The following is a 25,473-nucleotide window of genomic DNA, read 5'->3' on the forward strand; positions in this document are numbered from 1 at the left end:
ACTTTTTATGGCTTCATCCAGCGATTTTTAAATATATGCTATGCCTTTTACCGCTTCTAAAGATGAGGCGCTTTGTCTTACTTCTTCGGGATTCGTGAAATCAACTTCCTCTAGGCGTTAATTTATCCACCATAGGTTTCCAAACGGGTCTAACATGCTGCAAACCTTTTCGCCAAACCAAAGTGCAGTGATGTTAGTGAAGGATGTAGCTCCAAGCTGTATTGCCTTTTGATATACCTTTTCAATGTCCTCCACCTATAAGTTCAAAAAGGCTGGTGTAGGTGCCCGATCTTCCCTGGCATCAAAAAGCATTACAAAGGCATTACCTTTACTTACCACTGCGTGGATAAGTTTACCTTCTTCATTTATTATTCTACTATTAGGAATTTCTTCCGCATTAAATGCACCCTGTGAAAAAAGGATCAGATTGGCCGATGAGGGAGATTTTATCCACGGCGTTATCGATGTGTAATTGTCTGGTACCGTTTTAATTTTTTGTGTTTCGTTGTTTTGCATAATTATGTTTTTATTAGAAGTGCTAAAGTAGATTGGGAGAGGGAGTAGTATTGTAAGAAAAAAATAACGGACGGTTAAGGTTTTTGTGATTCGTTTGTGATATCTCCCCTTTTATTTAAATATTTACGGGTTTTCATTTTATTAAAGTAGCGTTCGCTTAAACAGATGTCCTGGTCCTTTTCTTGTACCTTTTTTGTGAGTTGGGCACACCTGGTCAATAAGGACATTATTGCATATGGCGTTATATAATTTCGGTGAATGTCTTGTAAGATCTTTAGGAAGGTGGGCGTGAATTATTTTAATAAATATTATGGAGAAGCCTGTTATTGCCGAGTTATAAAAGGATATCTACCTAAACGGCTTCCATCGTGAAAAAATAATATCTTTATTTGGATAATCATTTATCTCGTACGTTGATGGAGTTGCAATTAGAAAATGAGCCGGAACTCTTGGTGCGTATTGCGGCTGGCGATGAACAGGCATTTGCTGTTATTTTCCAGCACTATTACCACCGGCTGCTACCTTTTATAAGTAAATACACTGACAATGAAATGGAGGTCGAGGAAATTGTTCAGGACACTTTTATCAGGGTGTGGGTGAATAGAGACAAACTGCCGGATATTCAATATTTCCGTGCCTGGCTATTTAAAGTGGCCTCCCGGGAATTTTTACTTTTCCTGCGTAAAAAAATGGCAAATGCCCGCCTGATGACGCAAGCTGCAAAAGATATAGCACACATCGTTCCTGTTAGTACCCCGCAGGATGATGTTCAGTTGCTAGAATTAAAGCGCCTAATTCATGTCGCCATCCTGGAACAGCCTAAACAGCGCCGCCGTATTTACCAGATGAGCAGGGACGGAGGCATGAAGATCGCAGAAATTGCAGCGGCGCTCGCTATTTCCCCCAATACCGTAAAAAATTCACTTACCACTACATTAAAAGAAGTCCGCGCGCAAATTGCCAGGAATGGCTATGTTATTTCGGTTGCTTATCTGATAATCCTGTTGGGTAAAAAGTAAAAAAAAATATTTCGCCCGAATAGTACTATTTGTTTCCCCATGTTTCTTATATATACACCTATAGGGATAGGATATTTAAATGCTTTATGGAGAAAGCGCAAGTTCAATACTTATTAGAACAATTTCGCCGCAAAGCCCTCTCCGATGCGGAGTGGAAGGAGTTATTGGCCCTTGTTCAGCAACCAGAAAATGAAGAGCTGCATGAAATAATTTCCCAACTCATGGCAGAAACCGCTGCGGGGGAGGATATGCCTTCTTCGTTGGGCGACAAAACGTCATTGCTGCATAAAATACTTATGGTAGATAAAACGCTGCCAGTCAAAAACCAATCATTAAAGAGAACAGTTAATTTGCGCCGCTTGTATTGGGCCGCCGCTGCAATTTTAATAATACTGTTTTGTGGAAATTATATTTATTCATTGTTTAAGTTACCTACCAGCAAGATAAAGACATCCTCGCCTGCCATGGTGGTCATTAAGCCGGGTAAGCAGGGTGCTTTATTGACCCTTGGGAATGGCAGTATCGTAAACCTGGACTCAGTGTCTAATGGAGTAGTGGCTGTGCAACAGGGAAAAAAAATTGTGATGGATCATGGACAACTGGTGTATGATCACAATGCATCCAGCCAAGATGAAATGGCATACAATATGATATCTACCCCAAATGGCCGACAGTTTTCCCTTATTTTGCCCGATGGCAGCAAGGTATGGCTGGACGCAGCTAGTTCTATCAGATATCCTACTGCTTTTACTAGCAAGGAAAGAATCGTGGAAATAACTGGTCAGGCTTATTTTGAAATAATTGAAAATAGCCAACTGCCTTTTATCGTTGAAATTCGTCCTGCAGGTAAGGTATCGGTACTGGGTACCGCGTTCAATATTAATGCTTATAGTAGTACCATCCGCACGTCGCTGGTGAATGGGAAAGTAAAAGTTTCCGATGCGGAGAATGCCAGTGTGATCCTGACGCCTGGCGAGCAGGCCATGATGCAGGCGGGTGGGCGGCCTTTCGTTGTAAAAGCTGATATAAATGGTGTTACGGCCTGGAGAAGAGGCATGTTTAATTTTGAAAATACCAACTTGCCGGATTTGTTGAATGATGTAGCACGCTGGTACGATATAGAAGTTGTTTTTGCCGGTGATGTTCTCCCCATAAAATTTGGTGGTCAGGTAAGCCGGGAAACCTCCCTCCCCGAGTTATTAGAAATTTTAAAATTGTATGGCGTCCGGTATCAATTAAGTGGACGGAAACTAACCATTCTCCCTGCATTATAACACTATCATAGCAGGAGTCTTGTGATACTGCGGAATGCGGTGTTTTACATAAGTGCGTTTAATATAATCAACCAAATAAAACTGCATCAACATGGAGCGAGGATTTTTATGTCTATACCCCAAAATGGGCCATCCCATTACCCAAAATGTTCATCGTTCCCATCGTTACCGGTTATTGATCCTATTTTTAATTGGAATCCTAACTATTTTTAAAAGTTACGGACAATCGATCACAGTACAGGTTCAAAAGGCGCCGCTGAAAACAGTGATTGATATGATAGGTGTCCAAACTGGGTACGCGGTGTTTTATAAACAGGACATGCTGAAGCAAGCTAACCCTGTTTCGCTGAATGTTACGAATATGCCACTGAAAACCTTCCTGGATCTGCTTTTTAAAGATCAGCCTTTTTCTTATCAACTGGCTAACAAAACCATAGCCTTGCTTACAAAAAAGGCTAGTACCCCAATTACTTCAACTGGAATGTCGTGCCACTGTAGTGAGGGTACAGTAAGCGGTACGGTTATTTCCAACAAGGGACAGCCTATACCAAGTGCTACCGTGCTGGTAAAAGGTACGCGCAATGTTGCAAAAACTGATGAGCAGGGACATTTTTATTTGCAGGGGATACCTGCCGGAGCGCGATTAATTATAAGCTGTATCGGTTTTCAGCGGCGGGAAATTTCTGTAGACGACTACCCGTCCACCATCATACAAATGGAAGCTGTATCGGGTGAACTATCTGGCGTAACGGTGAATGCAGGTATTGTAACGCGCAACAAATACACCTTTACGGGCGCTACCAGTAGTTTTACTGGCGAGCAACTAAAAAGTATCAGCAACGGTTCCATTATCCAAAGTCTGAAAACACTGGATCCTTCTTTTATTCAAATAGAAAACAGCAAGTTTGGATCGAACCCTAATCATATGCCCCAATTGGAAATACGCGGTAAGAGCGGTATTACCACTAATACCGTGAACGATGTGTTTAAAAATGATCCTAACCAGCCGTTATTTATTCTTAATGGAATGGAAACCACCTTGCAGAAAATTGTAGACCTGGATATAAACCGGGTGGCCAGTGTAACTATATTAAAAGATGCTGCATCTACCGCGTTATATGGCTCCAGAGCGGCTAATGGCGTGGTGGTGGTGGAAACAAAAAAACCTATTAACGGGGCTATTACTGTTTCTTATACATTCGATGGTTCTTATACTTTCCCTGACCTGAGCAGTTATAACATGATGAATGCAGCAGAGAACCTGGAGTTTCAACGGCTGGCCGGTCTTTTTAAACCAGGGTCGCCATATGCCTCGTTGCAATTTCCGCTGGATGAAATTTATAATGAGCGGAAAATAGCCGTGTTGGAGGGACGTAATTATTCTTGGTTAAATGTGCCGCTTCGCAATGTAGTTTCTCATGGTCATAATTTATACATTGATGGCGGCGATGAAAAATTGGCTTTTGGTGTAGGACTTAGTTATAAGAACCAGCCAGGCGTAATGAAAGGTTCTAGCCGGGGAACTTATGGTGCTAATATTGATCTCACTTACCGCGATAAAAAATTTAATATTAGCAACCAGCTATATGTGAATGGGTTTAACAGCAGCGAGTCGCCTTACGGGTCGTTTCAGGATTATGTAAATATTAACCCATATTTCAGCTATTTAGATGATAATGGCGGATTGAATAAAGAAGCTTATCTGGAACAAATACAGTTTCCAAGTTCAGGTGATTATCGTTTCTATAATATTTCGAATCCCATATACAATGCATTGCTAAATTCCAAGAACCAGTCAAAAGACTTCAGCTTGCAGGACAACCTGACATTGATTTACGATATTATCCCTTCACTACGCTTTTCTGCTGGTGTTCAGATATCGAGGGATGATCAGGAAACGGTGGATTATGTTTCGCCCGCCAATACACAATTTGATAATGTAGACGTATTGCAAAGGGGTTCTTATAATAAGACTCAATTGATATCCATGGGTTACCAGGGCAATATCATGCTGACCTATAATAAAGTATTGGCGGGAAAACATAGCATTACTGCCAACCTTAGAACGGAAGGCCAATATAATAAAGCCACCAACGAGGGGTTCTCGGCAGTAGGATTTCCAGATGTAAATAGCTTTAATCCGGCCTTTTCCTTCTCTTATCAACCGGATAGCCGCCCAGATTATTCAGAGAGCCGTTCGGCAAGACTTAGTAGCTTGCTAAGTTTTAACTACGCCTATAATACACGTTATTTCCTGGACTTCACCTACCGTATAGATGGTAGTTCTTCTTTTGGATCTAATAAATTGTTTACACCTTTCCTATCGGCGGGCATTGGATGGAATCTGAACAAAGAGCCTTTTATGCAGAACTGGCGGAATATTGACCAACTGCGTATACGGGGTGACATTGGCTCTACCGGTAATCAAAACCTTGGCTCTTTTGTATCAACTTCCGTTTACAATTACACCCCTGGCGTAAATCCTTTTGGGTTAAGTTATGTATTGGCTAACCTGGGGAATCCTAATCTTGATTGGCAAAAAACGGTGCAAACCAGTGTGGGATTGGATCTTTCTATGTTCAACAGGCGGCTGAATGCTACACTGAATGCATATAGAAAAATAACGAATCCTCTTCTGATCAATGCTGCCCTGCCATCTTCTTCCGGTATTGAACAATTACCCATGAACATTGGTAAACTCAATACTTCCGGAGCAGAAGTGAACCTTAGTTTTTCACCTGTTTACAAGTTAGATAAGAATGTAGTGTGGACGCTATCTTTAACTGGTAGCATTCTCCGGAGCAAATTTGCGGATATCGGTAACCGGTTGGATTATCAAAATGAAAAGCTGCTCAGTAGTCAAGATCTGATCCGCTATAAAGACGGCCACAGTCCTGATGATGTATGGGCCGTAAGGTCATTAGGTATCGATCCGGCAACGGGGCAGGAATTATATTTGTCGCGCACGGGTAAATATACAATGGTGTATGACCCGCAGGATATAGTGTCCTTAGGGTCTTCCCAACCCAAAATACAAGGAATAGCCGGCACCAATTTGCGTATCAAAGCATTTACTGCCAGTTTAAATTTTCGCTACAGTACCGGGGCTTATAATTTTAACCAGGCCATGTTCAACAAGGTAGAGAACATTAGTACAAAGGACCTAGAAAATAACCAGGATAAGCGTGCTTTATATGATCGGTGGCAAAAGCCTGGTGACATCAAACCATTCCGCTCTATTGCAATGGCGGCAGATGGTACGAGTATGTCATCCAGATTTGTACAGAAGGAAAATTATATTTCAGGGGAAGCTATTTCCTTTGGCTACCAGCTATACGATCCGCATAACCGGTTACTGCGTAGCATAGGCGCTAAAAGCCTACGGTTTACCGCCTACATGAATGATATATTCAGGGTATCTAACATCTTGTTGGAAAGAGGAACAGATTATCCTTACACCCGATCATTCTCTTTTAGCGTAAGCGCCACTTTCTAAATTAAAGTAGTATGAAAAAAATTATCATGATAGGCATGGCTGCTCTGGTTGCATTATCCCTGCAAGCGTGCCGTAAAATGCTAGATATTAAGCCTAATGACCGTTTGCTGGAGGATGCTGTTTTCGGTGAACGGAATGGCGTGTATGGTGTTTTAAATGGTATTTATACCAGTATGGCTGCCGCCGATAGTTATGGGCAGGGTTTTACGATGACTGTGCCAGACCTCCTGGCACAGTACTACAGTAGTTACCAGTCCTCTTATAACTCTCTCGTACAAGGAAATTACGTTGGATCTGATGTACACCTTCTTACGGACTCTTTATGGTCTTCTTCCTATAACCTGGTGCTGCAAACAAATATACTTATGGGACATGTTAAACGTGATCAGGGTAATGGTCTTACGGAAAGCGACCGGAACATACTGCTGGGGGAAACCCATGCAATCCGCGCTTTCCTGCATTTCGACCTGCTCCGGCTTTTCGGTCCAGTGTATTCAATAGATTCCAATGCAATTTCCATCCCGTATAATACTGGTGAGATTCAACAAATTTATAAAATTCTTCCCGCTGTGGATGTTATGCGCCAGATTCAGTCGGATCTGGATAGTGCCGCAAGCTACCTTGCCAACGATCCTGTGATTACAAATGGAATCACAAATACATTTGACATTGTTGTAGGAAATAATTTTATGCAACGCCGTAACCTTCGCCTCAATTATTATGCAGTAAGGGCTTTGCAAGCCCGGGTAGCGCTTTACCGTGGCGATAAAGCTTCGGCGCAAGTCTTTGCGCAGGAAGTGATCACTAAAACAGATACCATTTTTACCTGGGCACCATCGGATGCTTCACTGCCTGGATCGGTAAATCAAGACCTTACATTTTCTTCAGAAATAATTTTTGGCCTATTTAACAGTGGGCTGTACAATTCGTACCGGTCCCTTTTTTCCCCTTCCAATGCAACTGTATTAAAGCCCGATGAGAACGGATTACTTTCCTTCTACGAAAAAAATATCAACGATTTCCGCTACCGGGGCTGGTGGCGGCAAGATCCGAATGGGGTGCAGAAATCCAGAACGTTTTACAGGTATGTTGAACCAACCACCAATGCTGCTAATCCTAACCCTATTCAATTATATATGCAACCCCTCATCCGGCTTTCTGAGGTGTATTACATCGCTGCAGAAACAGCCCCTGATCCAGTTACCGCTGTGGATCTATTGAATACGGTAAGGTTGCACCGTGGACTCTCTTCCCTGGATGCAAATACGGATCTAAATAAAGAGATCGCCAACGAGTACCGTAAAGATTTTTGGGGAGAAGGCCAGTTATTTTACTATTACAAGCGGAAAAATGCTCTTACTATTCCTACGACTGCAGGAACGGGTACAACCATTTCGTTTATTTCAAGCCGTTATGTAATTCCGCTGCCCTTAAGCGAATCGCTGAACCGGTAATCCATCTTATTATTCCTAAAACGATCGTGATGAAGAAGCTATTTTCATTCAATCTTTATAAAGGCTTGTTGCTGCTATTAATGCTAGGCGCCTGCAAAAAAGACCAGTTACCGCTTTACAGTGGTATCACTAGTCTTTATTTTTACGAACCGCTTTATAGTTATGGTCGGGGATACGATTATCAAGTTTCTGATAGTGCAAATATTTATTTGGGATATACTCTTTCTGATTCATTGTTGGTATTGCCCATTAAACTATTGGGAGAAGCTTCTAAAGCAGACCGGCCTTACGTATTAACAGTGGTGAAAGATTCTACCACCGCTCAGGAAAATGTGGATTATACCCTTACGGCTAAAGGGGTTATCCCGGCAAATACCTTTTCGGATACCATTTTTATTAAGATTAAGAACCGCAATTTATGGTTACAGGGGCTTTCCTATCAATTGGTACTACACCTGGAGTCTAATAGTCAGTTCAATATGAATTTAACAGCAGTGAAGGGTGGATATGCCAACAACTCAGTATGGAATCCATCCCGGTTTAAAATTAATTTTCTCTACTCCATTTCCAAACCCAATTATTGGGATGATAATATAGATTATCTCGGCACTTTCAGCACAAATAAACTCCGGCTAATGGTCATCTATTTAAAATTGTCATTGAAAAAAGTATTGATACAAGGCGCTGCATATAATGCAAGTGATATAAGAGCGGATGCTGTGAAATTTAATAATTATCTGAAAAGCGAGGCTGAAAAGGGAAACATTATTAGGGAGATAGATGGTAGCCCTATGCTGATGGGACCTAGGGCTTAATACCCAATGCCCAATTCAATTTCTCAATATAAATTTAAATATTACATGTTACGAACCACTATATCCCGGCGTATGTCCGTTGTGCTGCTCCCATTGTTGCTCTTGGTATTGTCATGCTCCAGGAAGTTGGATCAGCCAGACCTGAAGCCCATTAATATGCCAAAGGTAGCTGGTTTGGATAGTATCTATTATGTAAATATTGGCGATACGCTGCGTATTAATCCCCAACTTACCGGTGGGGAAGCCAATTTACTTGATACCAGCCGTTACCTTGTTGAATGGTCCAAGTTAAAAGATAATCAAACAGATTCCACTTACCGGAGTAATGACCTTCAGTATGTACCCAACTTGGATGACGCCGGCAATTCCACTTGGTATTACCGTATCACAGATAAAAAGCTGGGTGTCTTCACCCAACAACAATTTGAGATATCTGTCGTTATACCCACGCAGGCAGGATGGTACGTGCTATCTGATATTGGTAATAACAGTTCCCGGTTAGATATGTTAAGCTATAACGTGTTTTCCGGTTATGCTGCCATACCGGATATTATCGGAAAAATGGGATCGACCTATCAATTACGGGGCAAACCCAGGAGCGTAGATTTTGCATATACTTTAATGGCCCTTCCCCAGGTTGCTACGATTGTAATAACCGATCAGGATGCCGTATTTCTGGATCCAGATGGCCTTTCCATTGTAGGAAAGGTGGAGGATGACTTCTCTTTGTCCAGCAATTTCAGCCCGGCCACATATAATGGCATTTATTCTTTTTATGCGGCTTTGTTAAATGTAGGAGGGCAACTGTATTATTCCGATGGGGATTTATTCGGAGATGCGGCTGGGCCAGTGCCACGTTCTGCCACCGACAATTCACCCATGCACATATCGCCGCTCTTTGCCTGCAGCACGGATTATTTTTATATGTATAATATGGATATGATCTTGTTTGACATGGATAGCCAATCCTTTTTAAGAAGTCAAAACCTGTATTATTCATCCAGCTATCCGGTATTTATGGGTAAAGGTGAGTTGTTTAATTTTCAAATTAAAAAGAAACTAATGGCGCTGACGTATACGGGATATAATGGAGGGGAATTTTATGCAGTATTGGAGGACAATGATACAGCAGCCTATTACCTGGCGATTTTTAAAGCAAATGGTAGTCAACGTTATTTTGCTCAGTTGAATGTAATCGGCATTGATCAGGCGGATCATTTTGCGGTAGGCACCGAGTTTGGGTATTTGTTTTATACCGTGGGTAGCCAGGTATATGAGTTTGATGCCATTAATCAGGTAAATAAAATGGTAGCTGACCTGGGGGATAAGCAGATTAGTTATATAGGCATACCCACTTTCCCGATTTCCATTAACGGCGATAGCCATAAAGAAGATCTTTCCCGTAAGCTACTTATCTGCAGTTATGATGCAGCAGACCAGGAACATTCCGGCACCATTGGCATTTACAATATTCCCGCTGCCAATGCCCCCTTGCAACTTAAGGAAAGTTATACAGGGTTTGGAAAAATAGTGTCGCTATCATACCGGGAAAATATTGAGTAATCATTGTATAGCCAGGTGGTGATGACAGTACTACTAATACTTTTTTATAGGTAATAGGAGCATGGCTTTTATCCTTACGTAGGGTGGAGGGCCAGATCTTAATAAAGGGAAATATAGTGGGTAGTGCGCATGGAGATGTATGTTTTGTTTTGGATATATTGGCACCAGCGTGTTTATTAAGTTGCAACCGAAGCCCTGCGCCATAACAGGGTGCACCGTTTTATACCGCTCCTCCGTATTTAGCTGAATGGAAGATGCATTGATGAACACCACCCCGCCCAGGAGGCCATCTTGTGATACCTGGAAGCGTTCCACTGCTTCGAGATAAATCATATCGCTGCCCCTGTATCTGCCTTGTATGTTTCCCCTGCCGGTGTTAAATTTATGGACCATGCAGGCCATCAACACCTATTCAACTACTGTAGTGATATAGCACGGTGAAGGCATTTTAATAATCTTTAACACAGCGGTTAACACTCGATAACAGTGTAAGGGTCGGTCTGGCACACTTTTCTCATTATAACAAGTGATCACGCCACTTGTACCGTCTGCAGCGGTTTGGTGCTATCCAACATCACCTATAAATAAAATATGCAGTCATGAAAAAGTTAAAATATTTGATCATTGCCGCAGTAGTAGCAGCATCATTCAGTGGTTGTATGGTGGAAGAAAGAGGGGGATATTATCATCACCCGCACCATCATTATCACGATGGTTACCACCGGTATTAATGTTATGAAAATAAAATGCCTTCGCAAATTGCGAGGGCATTTTATTTTGGGGGAAGGGTTGTGTTCAGGTGACTGGTGCAGTAAAAAGTTACCTTTTTTCTTGTGTGGTGTCGCTATCTTATTTGCATACGAGGATATTTATTGCTGATGTAAATGCCGTGGATAGCAGGCATTCATTGCAGGAAGGCGTAAGGCGCTTTGCAGTAAGCATTACAAAGCTGGTAGGCATGGTCGGCTAAGCTAACCAGGTAATATATCTGGTGATTATATTAGTTGTTGCTTTGGCGCAAAACACTTGTATAACGGTACGCTTTCAAAAAATAATCAGCAGGCTTTTGCAGCTGCGGTAGGGAGGAAAACTTTCTCCAGGTGGGCACTGTAATTGGCCAGGTCGCGCTCCACTTGCACATTTTTTTCCACGTCGTGGAAGTGGATGCTTTCCAGGGGCGTCATTCCCGTAAAAGCGTTCATGCGATGGAATCCAAAGAGTACGCCTTCGTCTACGGATTTTTGCTGGAAAAATTCACCGGGCAGTGTAAATGCTTCCCGGGGTGCATTCCAGCTGGACGTTATCATGTATTTGCGACCGTGCAATTGTCCGCCGGTACCGTAATTGATCGCAGGATCTTTGGAGGAACGTCCGTCGCTATGGTAAATGCCGGCATTGTGTCCGGCGGTAAATACTTCGTCAATATACTTTTTAAAGCCGTGTGGAACCTGGAACCACCAGATAGGAGTGTGGTAGATCACTACATCTGCCCACACGTATTTGGCCACTTCTTCGGCCACCTCATAATCCTGCGTATTGCCGGTTTTCACGGCAAAGCCTGGTTGCGCCTCGAAAAAGGCCGCAGTGGCTGCGGTCAGCGTTTGGTTAAAGCGGCCACTGGAGTGCGCAAACGCCTGGCCACCATTGATGATAAATATGTTTGTCATGTTTTTTTTATTGAACAATTACAAAATTACCACCTCCGGATGTATTATAGGAACAACATAATTAATAGCTTTGTATCAGAATTATAATACTTAATCTTATGGTAAACCTGGAGTGGTATCGCAGCTTTAAAGCCATTTACAAAACCGGTACCTTCACCGGCGCTGCGGAAATGTTATTTGTATCGCAGCCGGACATTAGCCTGCATTATTCCTATGGTTGTCGCGCAAAAGCGAATGCTTTCCCGAAAACGATTTCGTAAATAAAAACAACGGAAGTACAACTAGAGCCGCATGTTCGTTACTATTTTTTCTGCCTGTCAATTCCTGAAGTCTAAACACCCGTAACTAACCAAAGAGGAAGCACCTGCGCCGGCAGGTGAAGTAGACTTTTATTGCCCCAATGTTTACACAAAACCAATGCAGCTTGCCAGCAGCATGTTTCGTAAACCCTTTCCATATGCCTCCGGGGCACGGACAGGCCTTTTCATGCTTTGCAAGTAAACACTTACACAACATACACGATAACACTTAAATACCAATTCCCGATTATGACAAAACAATTTACACTACTTATTACCTTCTTACTGGTAAGCGTACTGGCTGTGGCGCAGCAACGGCTAGTGAGCACGCTTACTAGCTTCTCCACCGACAACTACTTCTATGACCGTATCATAGAGAAAAACGATTTTTACAATAAAGGTGTAGTGACCAATTCGGGTAACACCTTTACCATTTCACCCTATCATGTACTCTGGCCTATCATTAACAGCGATATCCAGCTAAACATAGACGGGCATATCAATCAGAATTTAGGTTACTCCGGTTCTGAAACAAATGTTCCGGCACTGGACCAAATTCCTGGATAGGAAGATGTACATCACATGCAAAAAGCGACCAGGAGGATGTTTATTCTCTAGTTTTATTGGCGCCGGATCTCCCACATCGGTCCGGCGCTTTGTATATCGAACATTCCTCAACGTCGATGCATGTGAAAAGCCGCACCCGGAGAGGATGCGGCTTTGTTATGATAGCATGTTGATCTGCATTAAAATGAAGAGGCCACCTATGGGGTGACCTCCATTACATGGTTCCGTTATATTTGGGTTAAACAATATTAAGGTTTCTTGTCCCACCATAGCCGTGTACCGCCGTTGTCAGCTCCTCCCAACAGGGAGATGCCGTTTTGCAACTGGGCGCCGTTGGTATTGTATTCCTGCTGCGGGTAGGGCAGGCGGCGGATCTGGATATCCGTATTAATGAGTCCTCCGCTTAAATTATTTTTCACCGGGAACAAGCGGGGGTAACGGGTACGGCGAAATTCCGTCCAGGCTTCCTGGCCTTCGGGGAACATTGCTATCCATTTCTGGGTAATAATGCGTTCCTGTTTTTCTTCCGTGGATGCAGCATCGTTCCATTGTATGGTAATGGTGGAAGGGCTGGGCAGGTTGTTGGCGCTGTTTTTTGGATCGGTGTAGGCAGCAGGTACACTTGTATTGTCGGTGAGATAAGCGCCGGAGCTTGCGTTCCATTGCAACATGGAAGTGGTAATACCGGTTTCATACAGCGTTTTTGCATCACCCCCGGTATTAGACCAACCATTTAACGCTGCTTCCGCGCGCAGAAAATATACTTCGGCAGCAGTCATTAATACTACCGGAGCGTTAATGTTAAATGTAGAAGTGCTTAGTTGGGAATAGCCCTGGTAATCACTTTTCTGATTAGAGGCGGTAACACCGCCAATGCGGATCCCTTTATAAACGGCTCCCACCGTAGCGTCGGTGCTGGTATTCATGTAGCGGCTAATGCGCGGGTCCTTATAGCCCGTCATGTAGCTCTGGATGGCGGCATTGATGCGGATGTCGCCCCAGTTCTGGGAAATGAATACCAGCGGGTTGGTAAGACCGGCGTCTGAAGTGAGTAACTGGAAGTTGTCGCTGTTAGTCGTGATTACACCTCCATTCGCCGGATCTAGGGCCTTTTGTCCCTGTTCTTTTGCCATGGCGGCGTCTGCATACAAAATATGAATGGCCAGGCGCAAACGCAGTGAATTGGCAAAGTGCAGCCATTGGGTCAAGTTGCCACCATACACGGCGTCGTACTTGGTGGAGTCTACGGGTATTTTTTGGCCGGAAGCAATAAACGAACGCAGGTTATTGCTGGCAGAATCTAACTCCAGGAAGAAACGTTTGTAAATTTCTTCCTGGCTATCATACGCGATATCGGTTTTAGACTGGCCTGCTTTGCTGTAAGGAATGGGTCCGTAAATGTCGGTTACGCGGCTCATTGCCTCTACCTGCGTAATCTGGGCAATGGCCCAGATAGCGGGGAAATTTGTTTCCAGACCCGTGGAACGCAGCTTGGCCACCTGCGCCATCACGTTCAGATAACCTACTTTAAAGGCTTCTCCATTCCAGCCGGTTACCATGAAATAGTTCAGGTTATTTTGCCCGCCATTGAAAACCGTGGGCGACATGAAATAACCGGAAAAGCAATCTGCGTTAAGATTTTGTTGTACCTGGTAAGAGTTGGGATCGCCACCGCCGGAGAAATTATAAATGGAACGCTGCGCGGACTTAAGGTAAGAAAGGTTGTTAAAGTCACCACTCAGTTGGTCATCTGTAAGACCGGTATTGTCGCTGTTATAGCGTTCAAAATTTTTGGTACACGCACTAAGCCCCAGCACAATGGTAGCAGTTATTCCCAGTAGACCGGCGCGTTTTAGTATGATATGTAAAAGATTCATGGAAGTCTTTTTTGTCGTCAATAAAAATTAGAAAGTAGCATTCACAGACAGGCCGTAGCTGCGGGTAGACGGTAGCATGAACACATCTATACCGGATAAGCCATTGCCTGTACTCATGGTCATTTCAGGATCAAATGGTGCTTTCTTGTAGAAGTACAGCAGGTTACGGCCAGTGGCGGCTACTTTCAGCGCTTTCACAAAAGAATGTTCGATCGGCACGGTATAGCCAAAGGCTGCTTCCCGCAGGCGCACGGTGGTGGCGCTGTACATGTATTGGCTGGAGGCGCCTTGACGGCCTCCAATGGTGGAATACCATTTCTGGGCATTGGCCATGGTAACGGCTTCACCAGTTACGATGTTCACGCCGTTTACTTTTACGCCGCCCGCATCCCGCGCGGAAGCGGTAGCTGGTGTTACGCCGTACGAATCCATGAGCGACTGGGTAATAGATAACACATCACCCCCAAATTTTCCATCTATCAGGAAAGACAGGTTAAAGTTTTTGAAAGACAAATTATTGTTCCATCCCAACTGCCATTTAGTATTGGAGTTGCCTATCTTAATCATATCACCGCTGGTAAGCTGGGGCGTGCCGGAAGTATCAAACTGTATGCGACCCTGTGCGTCCTTGGCTAGTCCTACCCCGTAAATGTCGCCATAAGAACCACCCTTCTTAAAGTAAGAGGCGTAGTTAGCGCCAGATGCTCCGCTGATGGTGAAACGGTCTACCTGCGGAGAGAGGGAGATAATTTTATTGTTATTGGTAGAGAAATTAAATGCAGTGTTCCAGCTAAATGCTTTGCTACGGATCACGTCAAATTTCACCGTGGCTTCAATACCCTGGTTCTGGATATTACCTGCATTGATGAAATAGTTGTCATAGAAAGAGGCCTGGCTGGCGCTGATCTGCATGGTTTGGTTGGTCGTATTCGTTTTATAGTACGTTACATCTACATCCAGCCGGCTATCAAAAAAACGCCACTCGGTACCTACTTCCAGTGATTTTGTTTTCTCCGGTTTCAGGTTATCGAATGGAGCGGAGGTATTTACCCGTATACCGCCGGAGGTTAGGGTATTTTCCGCAGCATGGCTCTGGTAGGCTAGGGGGGCATTGCCCACTACCGCGTAAGAACCGCGTACTTTACCAAAGGTGATGGCCTGTGGTAGTTTTAGTAATTGCGACAAAATTACGTTCAAGCCTGCTGATGGGTAGAAGTAGTGATTATTCTGGGTGTATGCCAGGGCGGAAGACCAGTCCTGGCGCCCGGTGAGATCCAGGAAAAGCCAATCTTTAAAAGACAGGTTGGCGCTGGCAAAAACAGACTGCGTTTGCACGTGGTTCTCTGGCAGGTTACCAGAGGAAGAGGGGTCTATGGCAGTCATGTTCTGCACGGTGAAAATGTTGGGATAGCGAAGACTGTCTGCTCCGGTAGAGCCTAGTTTATAACCATCTATTTTGGTATCGAGCAGGCTGGCGCCCAATACGCCGGTGAGCTTAAAGTCTTTACTTATTGGCACATTAAAATTGGCCAGCAGATCGCCGTACTGCTGGGTGGAGGTCTGATCATTCATGTTGTAGACCCCTGTAGATGGCGCCAATACTTTGAGGGTTCCGGCGTAGATCTTCTGTTCATATTTATCGGCTACCCGGTCAATGCTTCCCCGGGCGGTGATGTTCAGCCAGCTGCTTACATCATATTTCAGGCTGGCATTACCCAGGAAGCGGTTGCGTGTAAGGCTGTTGGTATTGCGATGCAGTATCCACCAGGGGTTCTGCTGTATGTCTTCATCAAATGGCCAGTTCTGTACGTTCAGGTAATTGCGGGAAGGATCGGGTAGTTCAAACTGGTCTTTGTATTGTTTTAAATTGCCACCACGTGGAAACAAATATAGGCCGGTGAGTGGATTAAAATAATTACCTGCCAGTGGTGTATTGTCAATCTCCTGGGTCACGTAATTCACATCTGCGATGGCGGTCAGTTTATCGTTCAGGAAATGACCGGTTTCTTTAAAGTTAATATTATTACGACCCAGTTTGTTCGTTGGTTCTATGCTGTTAGCCGAAGTATTGGCATAAGAAAAATAGGTCTGCATTTTCTCGTTGCCACCGGAAAGGCTAATAGAATTAGTCCAGTTATAACCGGTCCGGAAGAAGTCATCCAGGTTATCGTGTCCACCGCCACTAAATTTGTCGCCCCAGCTTTGAGAGTTGGTACCTACAGCGCCGTATTCATTTTGAAATTTAGGCTTCATGGCCACAGAGGATAGCATAAAACCGGAGCTTAAGTTTACCGCCGTTTTGCCGGAGCGGCCACTTTTGGTCGTTATGATGATCACGCCATTGGCGCCCTGGCTACCGTACAAAGCCGCTGCGGAGGCGCCTTTCAGGAAGGATACGCTTTCAATGTCGTCGGGGTTCAGATTAGAAATGGGATCACCGCCGTCGTAGGAATTAGAGCCGCCGTAAATGCTGGAGGGCTGGTTGGTCACCGTGTTGTTCATAGGTACCCCATCTATCACGTACAGGGCCTGGTTGCTGCCCAGACCGGATTTGCTGCCGCGCAATATCACTTTCGCAGAACCGCCTACACCGGAGGAACTGGTGGAGATGCTCAGGCCTGCCACCTTACCATTCAGGGTGTTGATCAGATTGGCGTCTTTGGCTTTGGTCAGCTCCTCGCCACCTACTTGCTGGGTAGCGTAGGTGATGGATTTCTCCGTGCGTTTTACGCCCAATGCCGTTACCACTACAGCGTCCAGTTGCTTGTTAGACTGCTGTAGGGTAATGGTGAGAGATGTTGCTTCACCCACAGTTACCGACTGGGCGTCATAGCCCAGGTAGCTGAATACCAGTATATCGCCGGCATTGGCCTGGATAGAAAACTCGCCCTGGTCGTTGGTAAGTATGCCTCGGGTGGTGCCTTTTACCTGTACTGCTACGCCGATCAAAGCAGCTCCCTGGGCATCCACCACTTTGCCGGTGATGGTGGCCGCCGGCGCTCCATGGCTGGCTTTAGGCAAAGCGCGGGCGCTGATCACAATCGTTTTGTCTACGATGGTATAAGTGAGGGTGGGATTGCCTGACAGGCAATTTTTCAATACATCCGCTATGGTGGCCTGTTTTACGTCTATGTTCACCGGCGCAGTACGTTTTACTAACTGGGCATCGTACACAAACTCATACCCCGTTTGCCGGCTTATGTTATTAAACACCTCATATAAAGAAATGTGGCTTGCTTTGAGGGTCACGGATTGGGAATATGTTTTGGCGCTCAGGTGTAGGCAGCATACCAAACTCAAAATTGCAGTTAATCGCATAATCAACAGTAATTTTCTGTGCATACGACCGCTGTTACCGCGGGCTTTGCGGGTATCAAGTAGTTCCATACTTTTGTTCATGTTGGCTGAATAATCAATTTTCTGTTTTGTTAGGGAATTGGGTTCGTTGACGATTTGGCCGGGAGCGTTGCAGCGCTTCCGGTTTTTTTTTACCCCGTGGAGGAATTACGTTTTCATAACCTATGTTTTGGGTGAAATAATATTTTGCTTAGGCAGCCCTGCCTTATTGGTGCCAGGCTCCTGGAAACGGGTTGGTTGTATGCTGTTGTTGTTCGTTTTATCGGGGCCCGGCTATGCGGGGAAATTGCTGCCTATGAAGGATTTACAGCTATTACAGTAATAATGTTCTGTGTTATTTCAAAATGAACACGGTGAGTAGCTTCCAATATCCTGAGCAAGGCTGGCGCGTTTTCCCGCCGGGAAATCAGGCCGGTAAAGGCCAGATTAGATACATCTCCCCGGTACTGCACGTCTACGTCGTACCAACGGGCTATCTGTCGCATAATGGTTTGAATATTGGTATCGCGGAATCGGAATTTTCCTTCTTTCCAGGCAAGCGTCTCTTCCATATCGGCAGGGGCAATGGTAAATTGGTCTGCATGGCTGTCCAGGTTGGCATGATAGCCAGGCTGCAAGCGTTGTGCGTGGTGATTATGTAATACCTGTACAGCCCCTGTTTCGAGGGTAGTGGTGATGGTTTTTTCATCCGCATAGGCCATCACATTGAAGCTGGTACCCAGCACATTCACCTGCACGTCTGGCCGGCCAGCTACAGCTACATGGAAAGGTTGGTGGGCATTTGCCGCCACCTGGAAATAAGCTTCCCCGCTAATTTCCACGTTGCGTTCCGTACCTGTGAAGGCTGTCGGAAAGCGGATGCTACTGGCGGCATTCAGCCATACTTTGCTGCCGTCTGCCAGTGTAAGCTGGTACTGGCCACCCCTCGGAGTAGCCACCGTGTTGTACAGTACGGCCTCGCTACTGCCAGTGGCGTTGTAGGCCAGGCTTTGTCCATTGTTAGTTACATGTGCGCTGCCTTGCTGACCCAGGGTGCCGGTATGGGCACTGTCCAGCAAAATAGTGCTGCCGTCGGACAAAGTAAGCAAAGCCTTGTTGGAGCCGGGGCTAATAGACTTATGGGCTGCTGCTTCCTGCCGGGCGGTAACAGTGGGTGCATGATGAATGCCCAGGTACACCAGGCTTCCAACGAGCAGGGCCGCGCCAATAAGGGTGGCGGCCAGGTACCATGTTCTATAAATGCGCAGACTTACGGGCGGCGCTTGAAGGATGTGTTGCAAAACCTTAGCTGCCTCAGTGGTAGACCAAGACTGAGCAATCTGCATTCCATGAAGAGATTCCAGAATATCATCTTCAATAAGCTCGCGGTGAAAACCCGCTTCTACCGCACTTTGCAGGCGCTGCAACTCCTCCGGTGTTATCCTGTTTTGTTTGTATTTATTTAATAATTCTCTAAAATCGGCTATGGTCATAGAAGGCTTTTGGAATAGTAACACAGGGATAAAGACGCGCGGACGGAGCAAAAGGAGTACGCAGCCAAAAATTTTTTTTCGGGAAAGGGAAAAGAAAGGGTGCTGGAAATTAGCTAAGCCAGCGGTAGCGGCCGGTAGGGGATAGGCCCGATATCTGTTTAAGGTTGCCCTATTTTTAACACTACCATAAAAACATACTGGCTAGCGCCAGCAAAGGCAGTATTTCCCGCTGCAATTGGGCCTTTACAAAAGCACGCACGAAATGCGCAGCCAGGCTCCATTGTTTTTTTACGGTATGGATGGAAATGTGGAGACGTTGGGAAATCTCTTCATTGCTATAACCTTGGTACCTTTCCTCATATACCTTTTTACGGGCTGGAGGTAGTTGGGAAATGGCTGCATCCAGTAGTTTTTCGTAATCATGTTGTAGCAGCCGCTGCTCGGTGTCATTGCCGGCCTCCGGTTGAAGTTGTAAGTGCAAGTCTTGTGTCCGCAGCCTAACCACCTGCTTTTTAAAACCGTCGTAAATATGATTGCGGGTAAGAATAAACAGGTAGTCGTCGAATTTGTGGATAGCGCCCATTTCTGCACGCTTTACCCAAATTTTGAGGAATACCTCCTGCACTGTTTCCCGGGCCAGGCCCGCGTCTTTCAGGTACACCATCGCCACTTCGTATACATGGGGACTGTAATGGTGAAACAGCCGGGTATAGGCCTCCGCGTTGCCGTTAGCTACCCGCTTCAGCAAGCCATACTCATCTGAAAGTGACGCTTTTGACAATCCTTATTGATTTAATAACAGTCCTAAAAATAATAACAAAAATATAATTAGCCGGGTACTTGATAAAATAAAATAATTTCCTTGCAAGAAGGGACATGAAGCCATTTTGGCCAAAATATTGTAGCGTTTGTTTATCAACACATTCAATCCTGGCTGATTTTAAACGCTGGAAAATCTTAATTATATCCCACTATTGCAGCGGTGGCTTGTGGCCAGGGTGCTGGATCTTAACGATATTGTCTTAGTAGCATGAAAACCCAACTAAGGCTTTAATAATTTTATCCAGAGAATAATGGTAGGAATAAGGAAGAAAACAAACAATAATAGGGCCATGCGTATAAAACTGGCGGCTTCTCCTGCAAGCGCCTCTTTGTGCTGCCACATAAGTACACTGGCCACCATGCATACACCCGTGAAGAGGGTAAAAAGAATTGTAAGCACAAGTAGCCGGCCTTTCATGGAGATTATTTTTTTTCGGAAAAGCTCATCCGCAGGGCCAAGCCAATGATAACCGTTAGCAGTATCATAATGCCGGTGTAGATGAGCGTTGGTATTACATAATCACGTTGTGGACCCATATCCGGAATTCTTCCGGAAGGCATCAGCTCATAAACCGCAAAAATACCCAGGGCGGCTATGAAAACAGCCAGCAATCCCAAAAAGCATAAGGTAAGCCAATAAAAAACCTTCATATTCCAACAGGTGACACCGGACTCAATATTAATCAAATTAAAAAAAACAGGCGGCAGGAATTTTTATCTGGCTACCCACAATACCCGTTCCTAGCGGTTATTAGCCTTAAAGTGGGCCATAATTTTCAAAACGTTGGCCGGTAAGCAGGGGCAAAAAATAAATTGGCGAAACAGTAAAAGACCCTCCCGGCAGCTGTTTCCAGTATGCTGTACTGGTCGTAATCCGTGAGGGCCACTGGTGCAGTACCCTTTTTTGTTTTATCCTGCCATTGCGGGTACATCCTGCTACACTGTAACAAACGGTCAAATTATTGTGGGATGTTTCAAAACCTTTCTTATGAGTAAAAATGTAGCCGATCAATTGGTGGAAATGCTGGTGGAAAGCGGCGTTAAAAGAATTTATGCCGTAACGGGCGATAGCCTTAATGAGATGAACGATGCCGTGCGGCGTAGCGGCAAAATAAAATGGGTGCATGTACGTCATGAAGAAGTGGGGGCCTTTGCCGCCGCTGCGGAAGCGGAACTGGATGGGCTGGCCTGCTGCGCAGGTAGCTGTGGCCCCGGGCATGTACACCTGATCAATGGATTGTATGATGCAAATCGTACAGGCGTTCCCGTTATCGCATTGGCTACCACTATCAATACTCCGGAATATGGTACCCAATATTTTCAGGAAACCAACACCATCAAACTTTTCGACGATTGCAGCGTGTACAACCAGGTGGCCAGCACACCCTTGCAGGCGGCGCGTATGCTGCAAACAGCTATTCAGCATGCCATTCACCGCAAGGGAGTGGCCGTAATTGGCCTGCCGGGCGACCTTACCGCACTACCCGCAGCAGAAAGTACTACTTCCATGAAAATTTACCGTAGCAATCCTGTAATAAGGCCTTCCGATGAAGAATTGCAGGAGATGGCCAGCTTGCTCAACGGGGCTGCTAAAATAGCGATCTATTGCGGCATTGGCGCCGAAGACGCCCACGATGCTGTGGTGGCGCTGGCTGGTTTGCTACAAGCCCCTATCGGTTATTCCTTCCGCGGAAAAATGGGTATGCAGTATAACAACCCTTACGAAGTAGGTATGACGGGACTTCTGGGGCTGCCCTCAGCTTATCATGCCATGCACGAATCGGAAGTAGTGCTGCTGCTGGGTACCGACTTCCCATATGAGCTATTCATGCCCACGAATAAAAAGATCATACAGGTAGATGTAAAACCCGAAAGGTTGGGCCGTCGTGCCAAACTCACGCTGGGGCTATGCGGCAGTGCGAAAGATACTGTGCAGGCCCTCATTCCCCTGATCCAAAAGAAGGAAGATACCAGCTTCCTCGACGCACAACGCAGTTTCTATGAAAAAGTAAAGGATCACTTACAAACTTACGTGAAAGACGCCGGAAGTACAGACAACATTCAGCCAGAATTTGTGGCGGCTACTATCAATGAACTGGCCGCAAAAAATGCCATCTTTACCGTAGACACCGGCATGTGTTGCGTATGGGGCGCGCGATATATTGAAAGTACCGGGCAGCGTAAAATGCTGGGTTCCTTCAACCATGGTTCCATGGCCAACGCTATGCCCATGGCCATCGGCGCAGCCTTCGCCCATCCAGACCGGCAGGTGATTGCGCTTTGCGGCGACGGCGGCCTCTCTATGTTACTGGGCGACCTGGCTACCCTACAGCAGTACCAATTGCCCATTAAACTCATTGTGTTCAATAACCGCGCCCTTGGCATGGTGAAACTGGAAATGCAGGTGCAAGGCCTTCCAGACAATGAAACCGATATGGTGAATCCTGAATTTGCCCTTGTGGCCCAGGCCATGGGCTTCCATGGAATTACCGTACACGAACCCGAAGAGGTGAAGCAGGCCCTGGAAACGGCCTTCCAGCACAATGGTCCCGTGTTGGTAAATATACTGACCAATGGCGACGCCCTGGCTATGCCACCCAGCATAGAATGGAAACAGGTGAAAGGCTACGCACTGTCTATGACTAAACTTATTTTAGGCGGAAAAATGGAAGAAGTGCTGGATACCATTAAATCCAATTATAAACATTTGAAAGACGTACTATAAATAGCAAGTGCTTAAAAATATCCCGCAGGGCCTCGCAAATGGAGGCCCTGTGCTGTATTAGCGCCCTGTAAGAAGGATTTAATATATTATATTTAAATAAATACAAGCTAAAGTCGTATTTTTCGCCGCAACTTTACTGCATTAAACCGTTTGTTTTTTTCCGGGTCCAACACCCTTACCATCTTTTTATGAAGAACTTTTTTTTAATTCTCGTATTCGCCTTTTTGGGCATGGGCGTACAAGCCCAGGACTCTGCCAAATGGCGGAAAAATGCCGACACCTCACTGTTTGGCGCCAGCAATGCTCCTTCCCGCAGTGATTACCTGGACCAATTTGAAGACGCTTTTCAAACCTTGAATAAAGTGTCGTTGGTAACTAATTCTTTCATAATGACAGACGCTATCCAGTTGCATCTCCTGGAGAGTGACTCAGCCATTTCCATTCTTAAAGACCGCCTAAACTCCGGCGATCGTGGCCAGAACATCCGCAACCTCCAGATGTACAATACCCTGGTGGATGCTCTGGATAAAAGCATGACAGAATATAATGCCTCGCTGGATAATTACAACGACAAGTTGCATACTATTAAAAACCAGATCCGTGATATGCGCAAAGACAGTCTTGTATTAAAGGCTTTTAAAGATTCATCTTTGCACAACCAGTTTAGTACTCAATTGCAGCAACTGCATATCAAATGGAAACGTGCGGATAGTTTGATGAAGGTAAACACTGCCCTCATTAATACACTGAAAGCCCATGTGGCGGCCAATTCTATCGTACTTGAAGAATTGCTTTACCAGACGGATGGCCTTTTACGCACAGTCAGTGCAAAGGCATTTGGCAAGGAAAGACGTTACATCTGGGAAACACGCTCCGGCACTACCGGCCCGGGCCCCGTTTTGAAGGCAAATTTCCAGAAATCGGTTGATGCGGAGCGAAAACTTACCCTTTATTATTTCACTAACACCCGCAGCAAGCGGTTCTGGTTATATTTTACGGGAATTATATTTTATTGCTGGGTATGGTACAACTTCCGTAGCCTTAAAAAGATCAACAGGCTAGCGTCCTTAGACAGCCTGAAATTGTTGTATGTAAATTCCCGCCCCATTATTGCAACCCTGCTGATCACACTAAGTCTTGCACCTTTGTTCGATCTGCATGCTCCGGCCATCTATATTGAGGTTACACAGTTTTTGCTAATGCTACTGGTAAGTGTTATTATTTACAAATACCTGGGCAAACCACTGTTCTATGGGTGGTGCGTATTCCTATTGCTATTTTTATTGCTACCCATTATTCGCATCCTGGGCCTGCCCATGTTCCTAATGCGCTGGTATAATTTTGTGATCAACATTGCCTCTATTTTGCTGGGCTGGTACTATCTTTCCCGCAATGCATCTCACCTGAAAGCATACTGGCTTTTCCGCTGGGTGGTGAGGTTTTATATGGGGTTAAATGTATTGGCCCTGTTGTGTAACGTTTTTGGCAGGGTTACTTTATCGCAAATCTTTGGCTCCACAGCGGTATATGCATTGTCACAAACCGTGAGCCTGGGCGTGTTTGTACGGGTGGTGGAAGAAGCCTTTTTATTGCAGATACAGGCCAGCCGTATTCGTAAGAATTACCCCGAAGCTTTCGAAGTAACGGAAATATCCCGTTCCCTGCACCGCTTTAGCATGGCCCTAGCCATTGTCCTGTGGATTATTGTATTGACAACCAACTTAAATATTTACGATGGCTTGAGTGATATACTGACCAGCATTTTTACTGCAAGGCACGTGGTAGGCAGCCTGCCATTCAGCTTAGGTGGAATAGTGCTATTCCTGGGCATCATCTGGGTCGCAAACTTTTTGCAGAAATACATTGCCTACTTCTTTGGCGACACCGGTGATGATGCTGCATTCGACGACAAAGGGCAGCGCAGTCGGCTGCTGGTAACCCGGTTGGTATTACTGGTGCTGGGCTTCTTGCTGGCGGTAGCCGCTTCCGGCCTCCCGATAGACAAAATCACCGTGGTGTTGGGCGCATTGTCTGTAGGTATTGGTTTGGGCTTGCAAACCATTGTAAACAACTTTGTATCGGGTGTAATCCTCATCTTTGACCGACCACTGCGCATTGGCGATACAGTGGAAATTGGCGATAAAAAAGGACGGGTAAAGGAAATCGGCATCCGCTCCAGCACCTTGCTCACCGATGATGGTGCGGAAGTGATCATGCCAAACGGCGATGTACTTTCGCACAACATTGTGAACTGGACACTGAGCAATAATTACGCCCGTGTAGTGCTTCCATTCACCCTGGACAGATCCGTGGAAATTAGTAACCTGAAAAATGAATTACTGGGCGTGGTGAAAGCAAATCCTGGCGTGGTAGAACGTAAAGAACCGGAATTGGTGCTGGGTAATGTAACTTCCAAAAATATTGAGATCCGCATTTTTTTCTGGTGCAAAGACTTCTCCAGGGTGAGTACTACTACCGGCGAAGTACGCACCGCCATTTACCAGCAATTAGAAAAAATGAATATAGAAGCAGAATAAAATGGATGTATGC

General features: G+C 45.2%; 19 protein-coding genes. 11 read left to right on the plus strand and 8 right to left on the minus strand.

Annotation, left to right across the window (positions count from 1 at the left end):
- Positions 1–255: 255 nt before the first annotated feature.
- On the minus strand, positions 256–516 hold the full coding sequence (locus tag GA0116948_RS21420) for a VOC family protein (protein ID WP_205686043.1): 261 nt from the start codon (positions 514–516) through the stop codon (positions 256–258).
- A 389-nt stretch (positions 517–905) separates the two neighbouring features.
- Between GA0116948_RS21420 and GA0116948_RS05805 the strand changes: the two genes are divergently transcribed.
- The 7 genes from GA0116948_RS05805 (at position 906) to GA0116948_RS21670 (ending at position 10,868) form a co-directional block, all read left to right on the plus strand.
- Positions 906–1,535 (plus strand): RNA polymerase sigma factor, encoded by a 630-nt coding sequence (locus GA0116948_RS05805; RefSeq protein ID WP_123891697.1) that lies wholly within the window; start codon positions 906–908, stop codon positions 1,533–1,535.
- Positions 1,536–1,621: 86 nt separating this feature from the next.
- Entirely contained in the window at positions 1,622–2,809 is a 1,188-nt protein-coding gene (locus tag GA0116948_RS05810) for a FecR family protein (protein ID WP_089710030.1), read from the plus strand.
- 274 nt (positions 2,810–3,083) lie between these two features.
- Positions 3,084–6,305 (plus strand): SusC/RagA family TonB-linked outer membrane protein, encoded by a 3,222-nt coding sequence (locus GA0116948_RS05815; protein ID WP_394363569.1) that lies wholly within the window; start codon positions 3,084–3,086, stop codon positions 6,303–6,305.
- A gap of 11 nt (positions 6,306–6,316) precedes the next feature.
- Positions 6,317–7,759, plus strand: a complete 1,443-nt coding sequence (locus GA0116948_RS05820) for a RagB/SusD family nutrient uptake outer membrane protein (RefSeq protein ID WP_089710033.1) — start codon at positions 6,317–6,319, stop codon at positions 7,757–7,759.
- A gap of 29 nt (positions 7,760–7,788) precedes the next feature.
- Positions 7,789–8,574, plus strand: a complete 786-nt coding sequence (locus GA0116948_RS05825; RefSeq protein WP_089710036.1) for a DUF4843 domain-containing protein — start codon at positions 7,789–7,791, stop codon at positions 8,572–8,574.
- Positions 8,575–8,619: 45 nt separating this feature from the next.
- Positions 8,620–10,137, plus strand: coding sequence for a PKD-like family lipoprotein (locus GA0116948_RS05830; RefSeq protein ID WP_165798337.1), 1,518 nt, complete (start codon positions 8,620–8,622; stop codon positions 10,135–10,137).
- A gap of 599 nt (positions 10,138–10,736) precedes the next feature.
- The gene (locus GA0116948_RS21670) at positions 10,737–10,868 is read left to right on the plus strand and encodes a hypothetical protein (protein WP_262487042.1); all 132 of its coding nucleotides are present in this window, start codon (positions 10,737–10,739) and stop codon (positions 10,866–10,868) included.
- A gap of 324 nt (positions 10,869–11,192) precedes the next feature.
- On the opposite strand, the gene GA0116948_RS05840 is transcribed toward GA0116948_RS21670, so the two are convergent.
- Positions 11,193–11,804, minus strand: a complete 612-nt coding sequence (locus GA0116948_RS05840; RefSeq protein WP_089710510.1) for an NAD(P)H-dependent oxidoreductase — start codon at positions 11,802–11,804, stop codon at positions 11,193–11,195.
- Between the two features lie 98 nt (positions 11,805–11,902).
- On the opposite strand from GA0116948_RS05840, the gene GA0116948_RS05845 reads away from it, so the two are divergent.
- Both GA0116948_RS05845 and GA0116948_RS05850 read left to right on the plus strand, forming a co-directional pair.
- Positions 11,903–12,064: a helix-turn-helix domain-containing protein gene (locus GA0116948_RS05845; RefSeq protein WP_240619135.1), complete on the plus strand. Its 162-nt coding sequence runs from the start codon at positions 11,903–11,905 to the stop codon at positions 12,062–12,064.
- Between the two features lie 288 nt (positions 12,065–12,352).
- The gene (locus tag GA0116948_RS05850) at positions 12,353–12,670 is read left to right on the plus strand and encodes a hypothetical protein (RefSeq protein WP_205686042.1); all 318 of its coding nucleotides are present in this window, start codon (positions 12,353–12,355) and stop codon (positions 12,668–12,670) included.
- 248 nt (positions 12,671–12,918) lie between these two features.
- Here GA0116948_RS05850 and GA0116948_RS05855 read toward each other — a convergent pair whose 3' ends face one another.
- The 6 genes from GA0116948_RS05855 to GA0116948_RS05880 form a co-directional block, all read right to left on the minus strand.
- The gene (locus GA0116948_RS05855; RefSeq protein ID WP_089710041.1) at positions 12,919–14,547 is read right to left on the minus strand and encodes a RagB/SusD family nutrient uptake outer membrane protein; all 1,629 of its coding nucleotides are present in this window, start codon (positions 14,545–14,547) and stop codon (positions 12,919–12,921) included.
- Positions 14,548–14,574: 27 nt separating this feature from the next.
- A complete protein-coding gene (locus tag GA0116948_RS05860; protein WP_089710512.1) occupies positions 14,575–17,865 on the minus strand; it encodes a SusC/RagA family TonB-linked outer membrane protein in 3,291 nt (1,096 codons plus the stop codon).
- A gap of 332 nt (positions 17,866–18,197) precedes the next feature.
- Entirely contained in the window at positions 18,198–19,376 is a 1,179-nt protein-coding gene (locus GA0116948_RS05865; RefSeq protein WP_089710043.1) for a FecR family protein, read from the minus strand.
- A gap of 181 nt (positions 19,377–19,557) precedes the next feature.
- The gene (locus tag GA0116948_RS05870; RefSeq protein ID WP_089710045.1) at positions 19,558–20,157 is read right to left on the minus strand and encodes an RNA polymerase sigma factor; all 600 of its coding nucleotides are present in this window, start codon (positions 20,155–20,157) and stop codon (positions 19,558–19,560) included.
- Positions 20,158–20,418: 261 nt separating this feature from the next.
- Positions 20,419–20,616 (minus strand): hypothetical protein, encoded by a 198-nt coding sequence (locus GA0116948_RS05875; RefSeq protein ID WP_089710047.1) that lies wholly within the window; start codon positions 20,614–20,616, stop codon positions 20,419–20,421.
- 5 nt (positions 20,617–20,621) lie between these two features.
- Positions 20,622–20,849 carry a hypothetical protein gene (locus tag GA0116948_RS05880; protein WP_089710048.1) on the minus strand — a complete coding sequence of 76 codons (228 nt, stop codon included), beginning with the start codon at positions 20,847–20,849 and terminating at the stop codon, positions 20,622–20,624.
- 337 nt (positions 20,850–21,186) lie between these two features.
- Here GA0116948_RS05880 and GA0116948_RS05885 point away from each other — a divergent pair, with 337 nt between their 5' ends.
- Together GA0116948_RS05885 and GA0116948_RS05890 are read left to right on the plus strand one after the other, a co-directional pair.
- Positions 21,187–22,923, plus strand: a complete 1,737-nt coding sequence (locus GA0116948_RS05885) for a thiamine pyrophosphate-dependent enzyme (RefSeq protein WP_089710050.1) — start codon at positions 21,187–21,189, stop codon at positions 22,921–22,923.
- A 188-nt stretch (positions 22,924–23,111) separates the two neighbouring features.
- Positions 23,112–25,460 carry a mechanosensitive ion channel family protein gene (locus tag GA0116948_RS05890; RefSeq protein WP_089710051.1) on the plus strand — a complete coding sequence of 783 codons (2,349 nt, stop codon included), beginning with the start codon at positions 23,112–23,114 and terminating at the stop codon, positions 25,458–25,460.
- Positions 25,461–25,473: the final 13 nt, after the last annotated feature.

Source organism: Chitinophaga costaii, assembly GCF_900094705.1.
Lineage (GTDB): Bacteria > Bacteroidota > Bacteroidia > Chitinophagales > Chitinophagaceae > Chitinophaga > Chitinophaga costaii.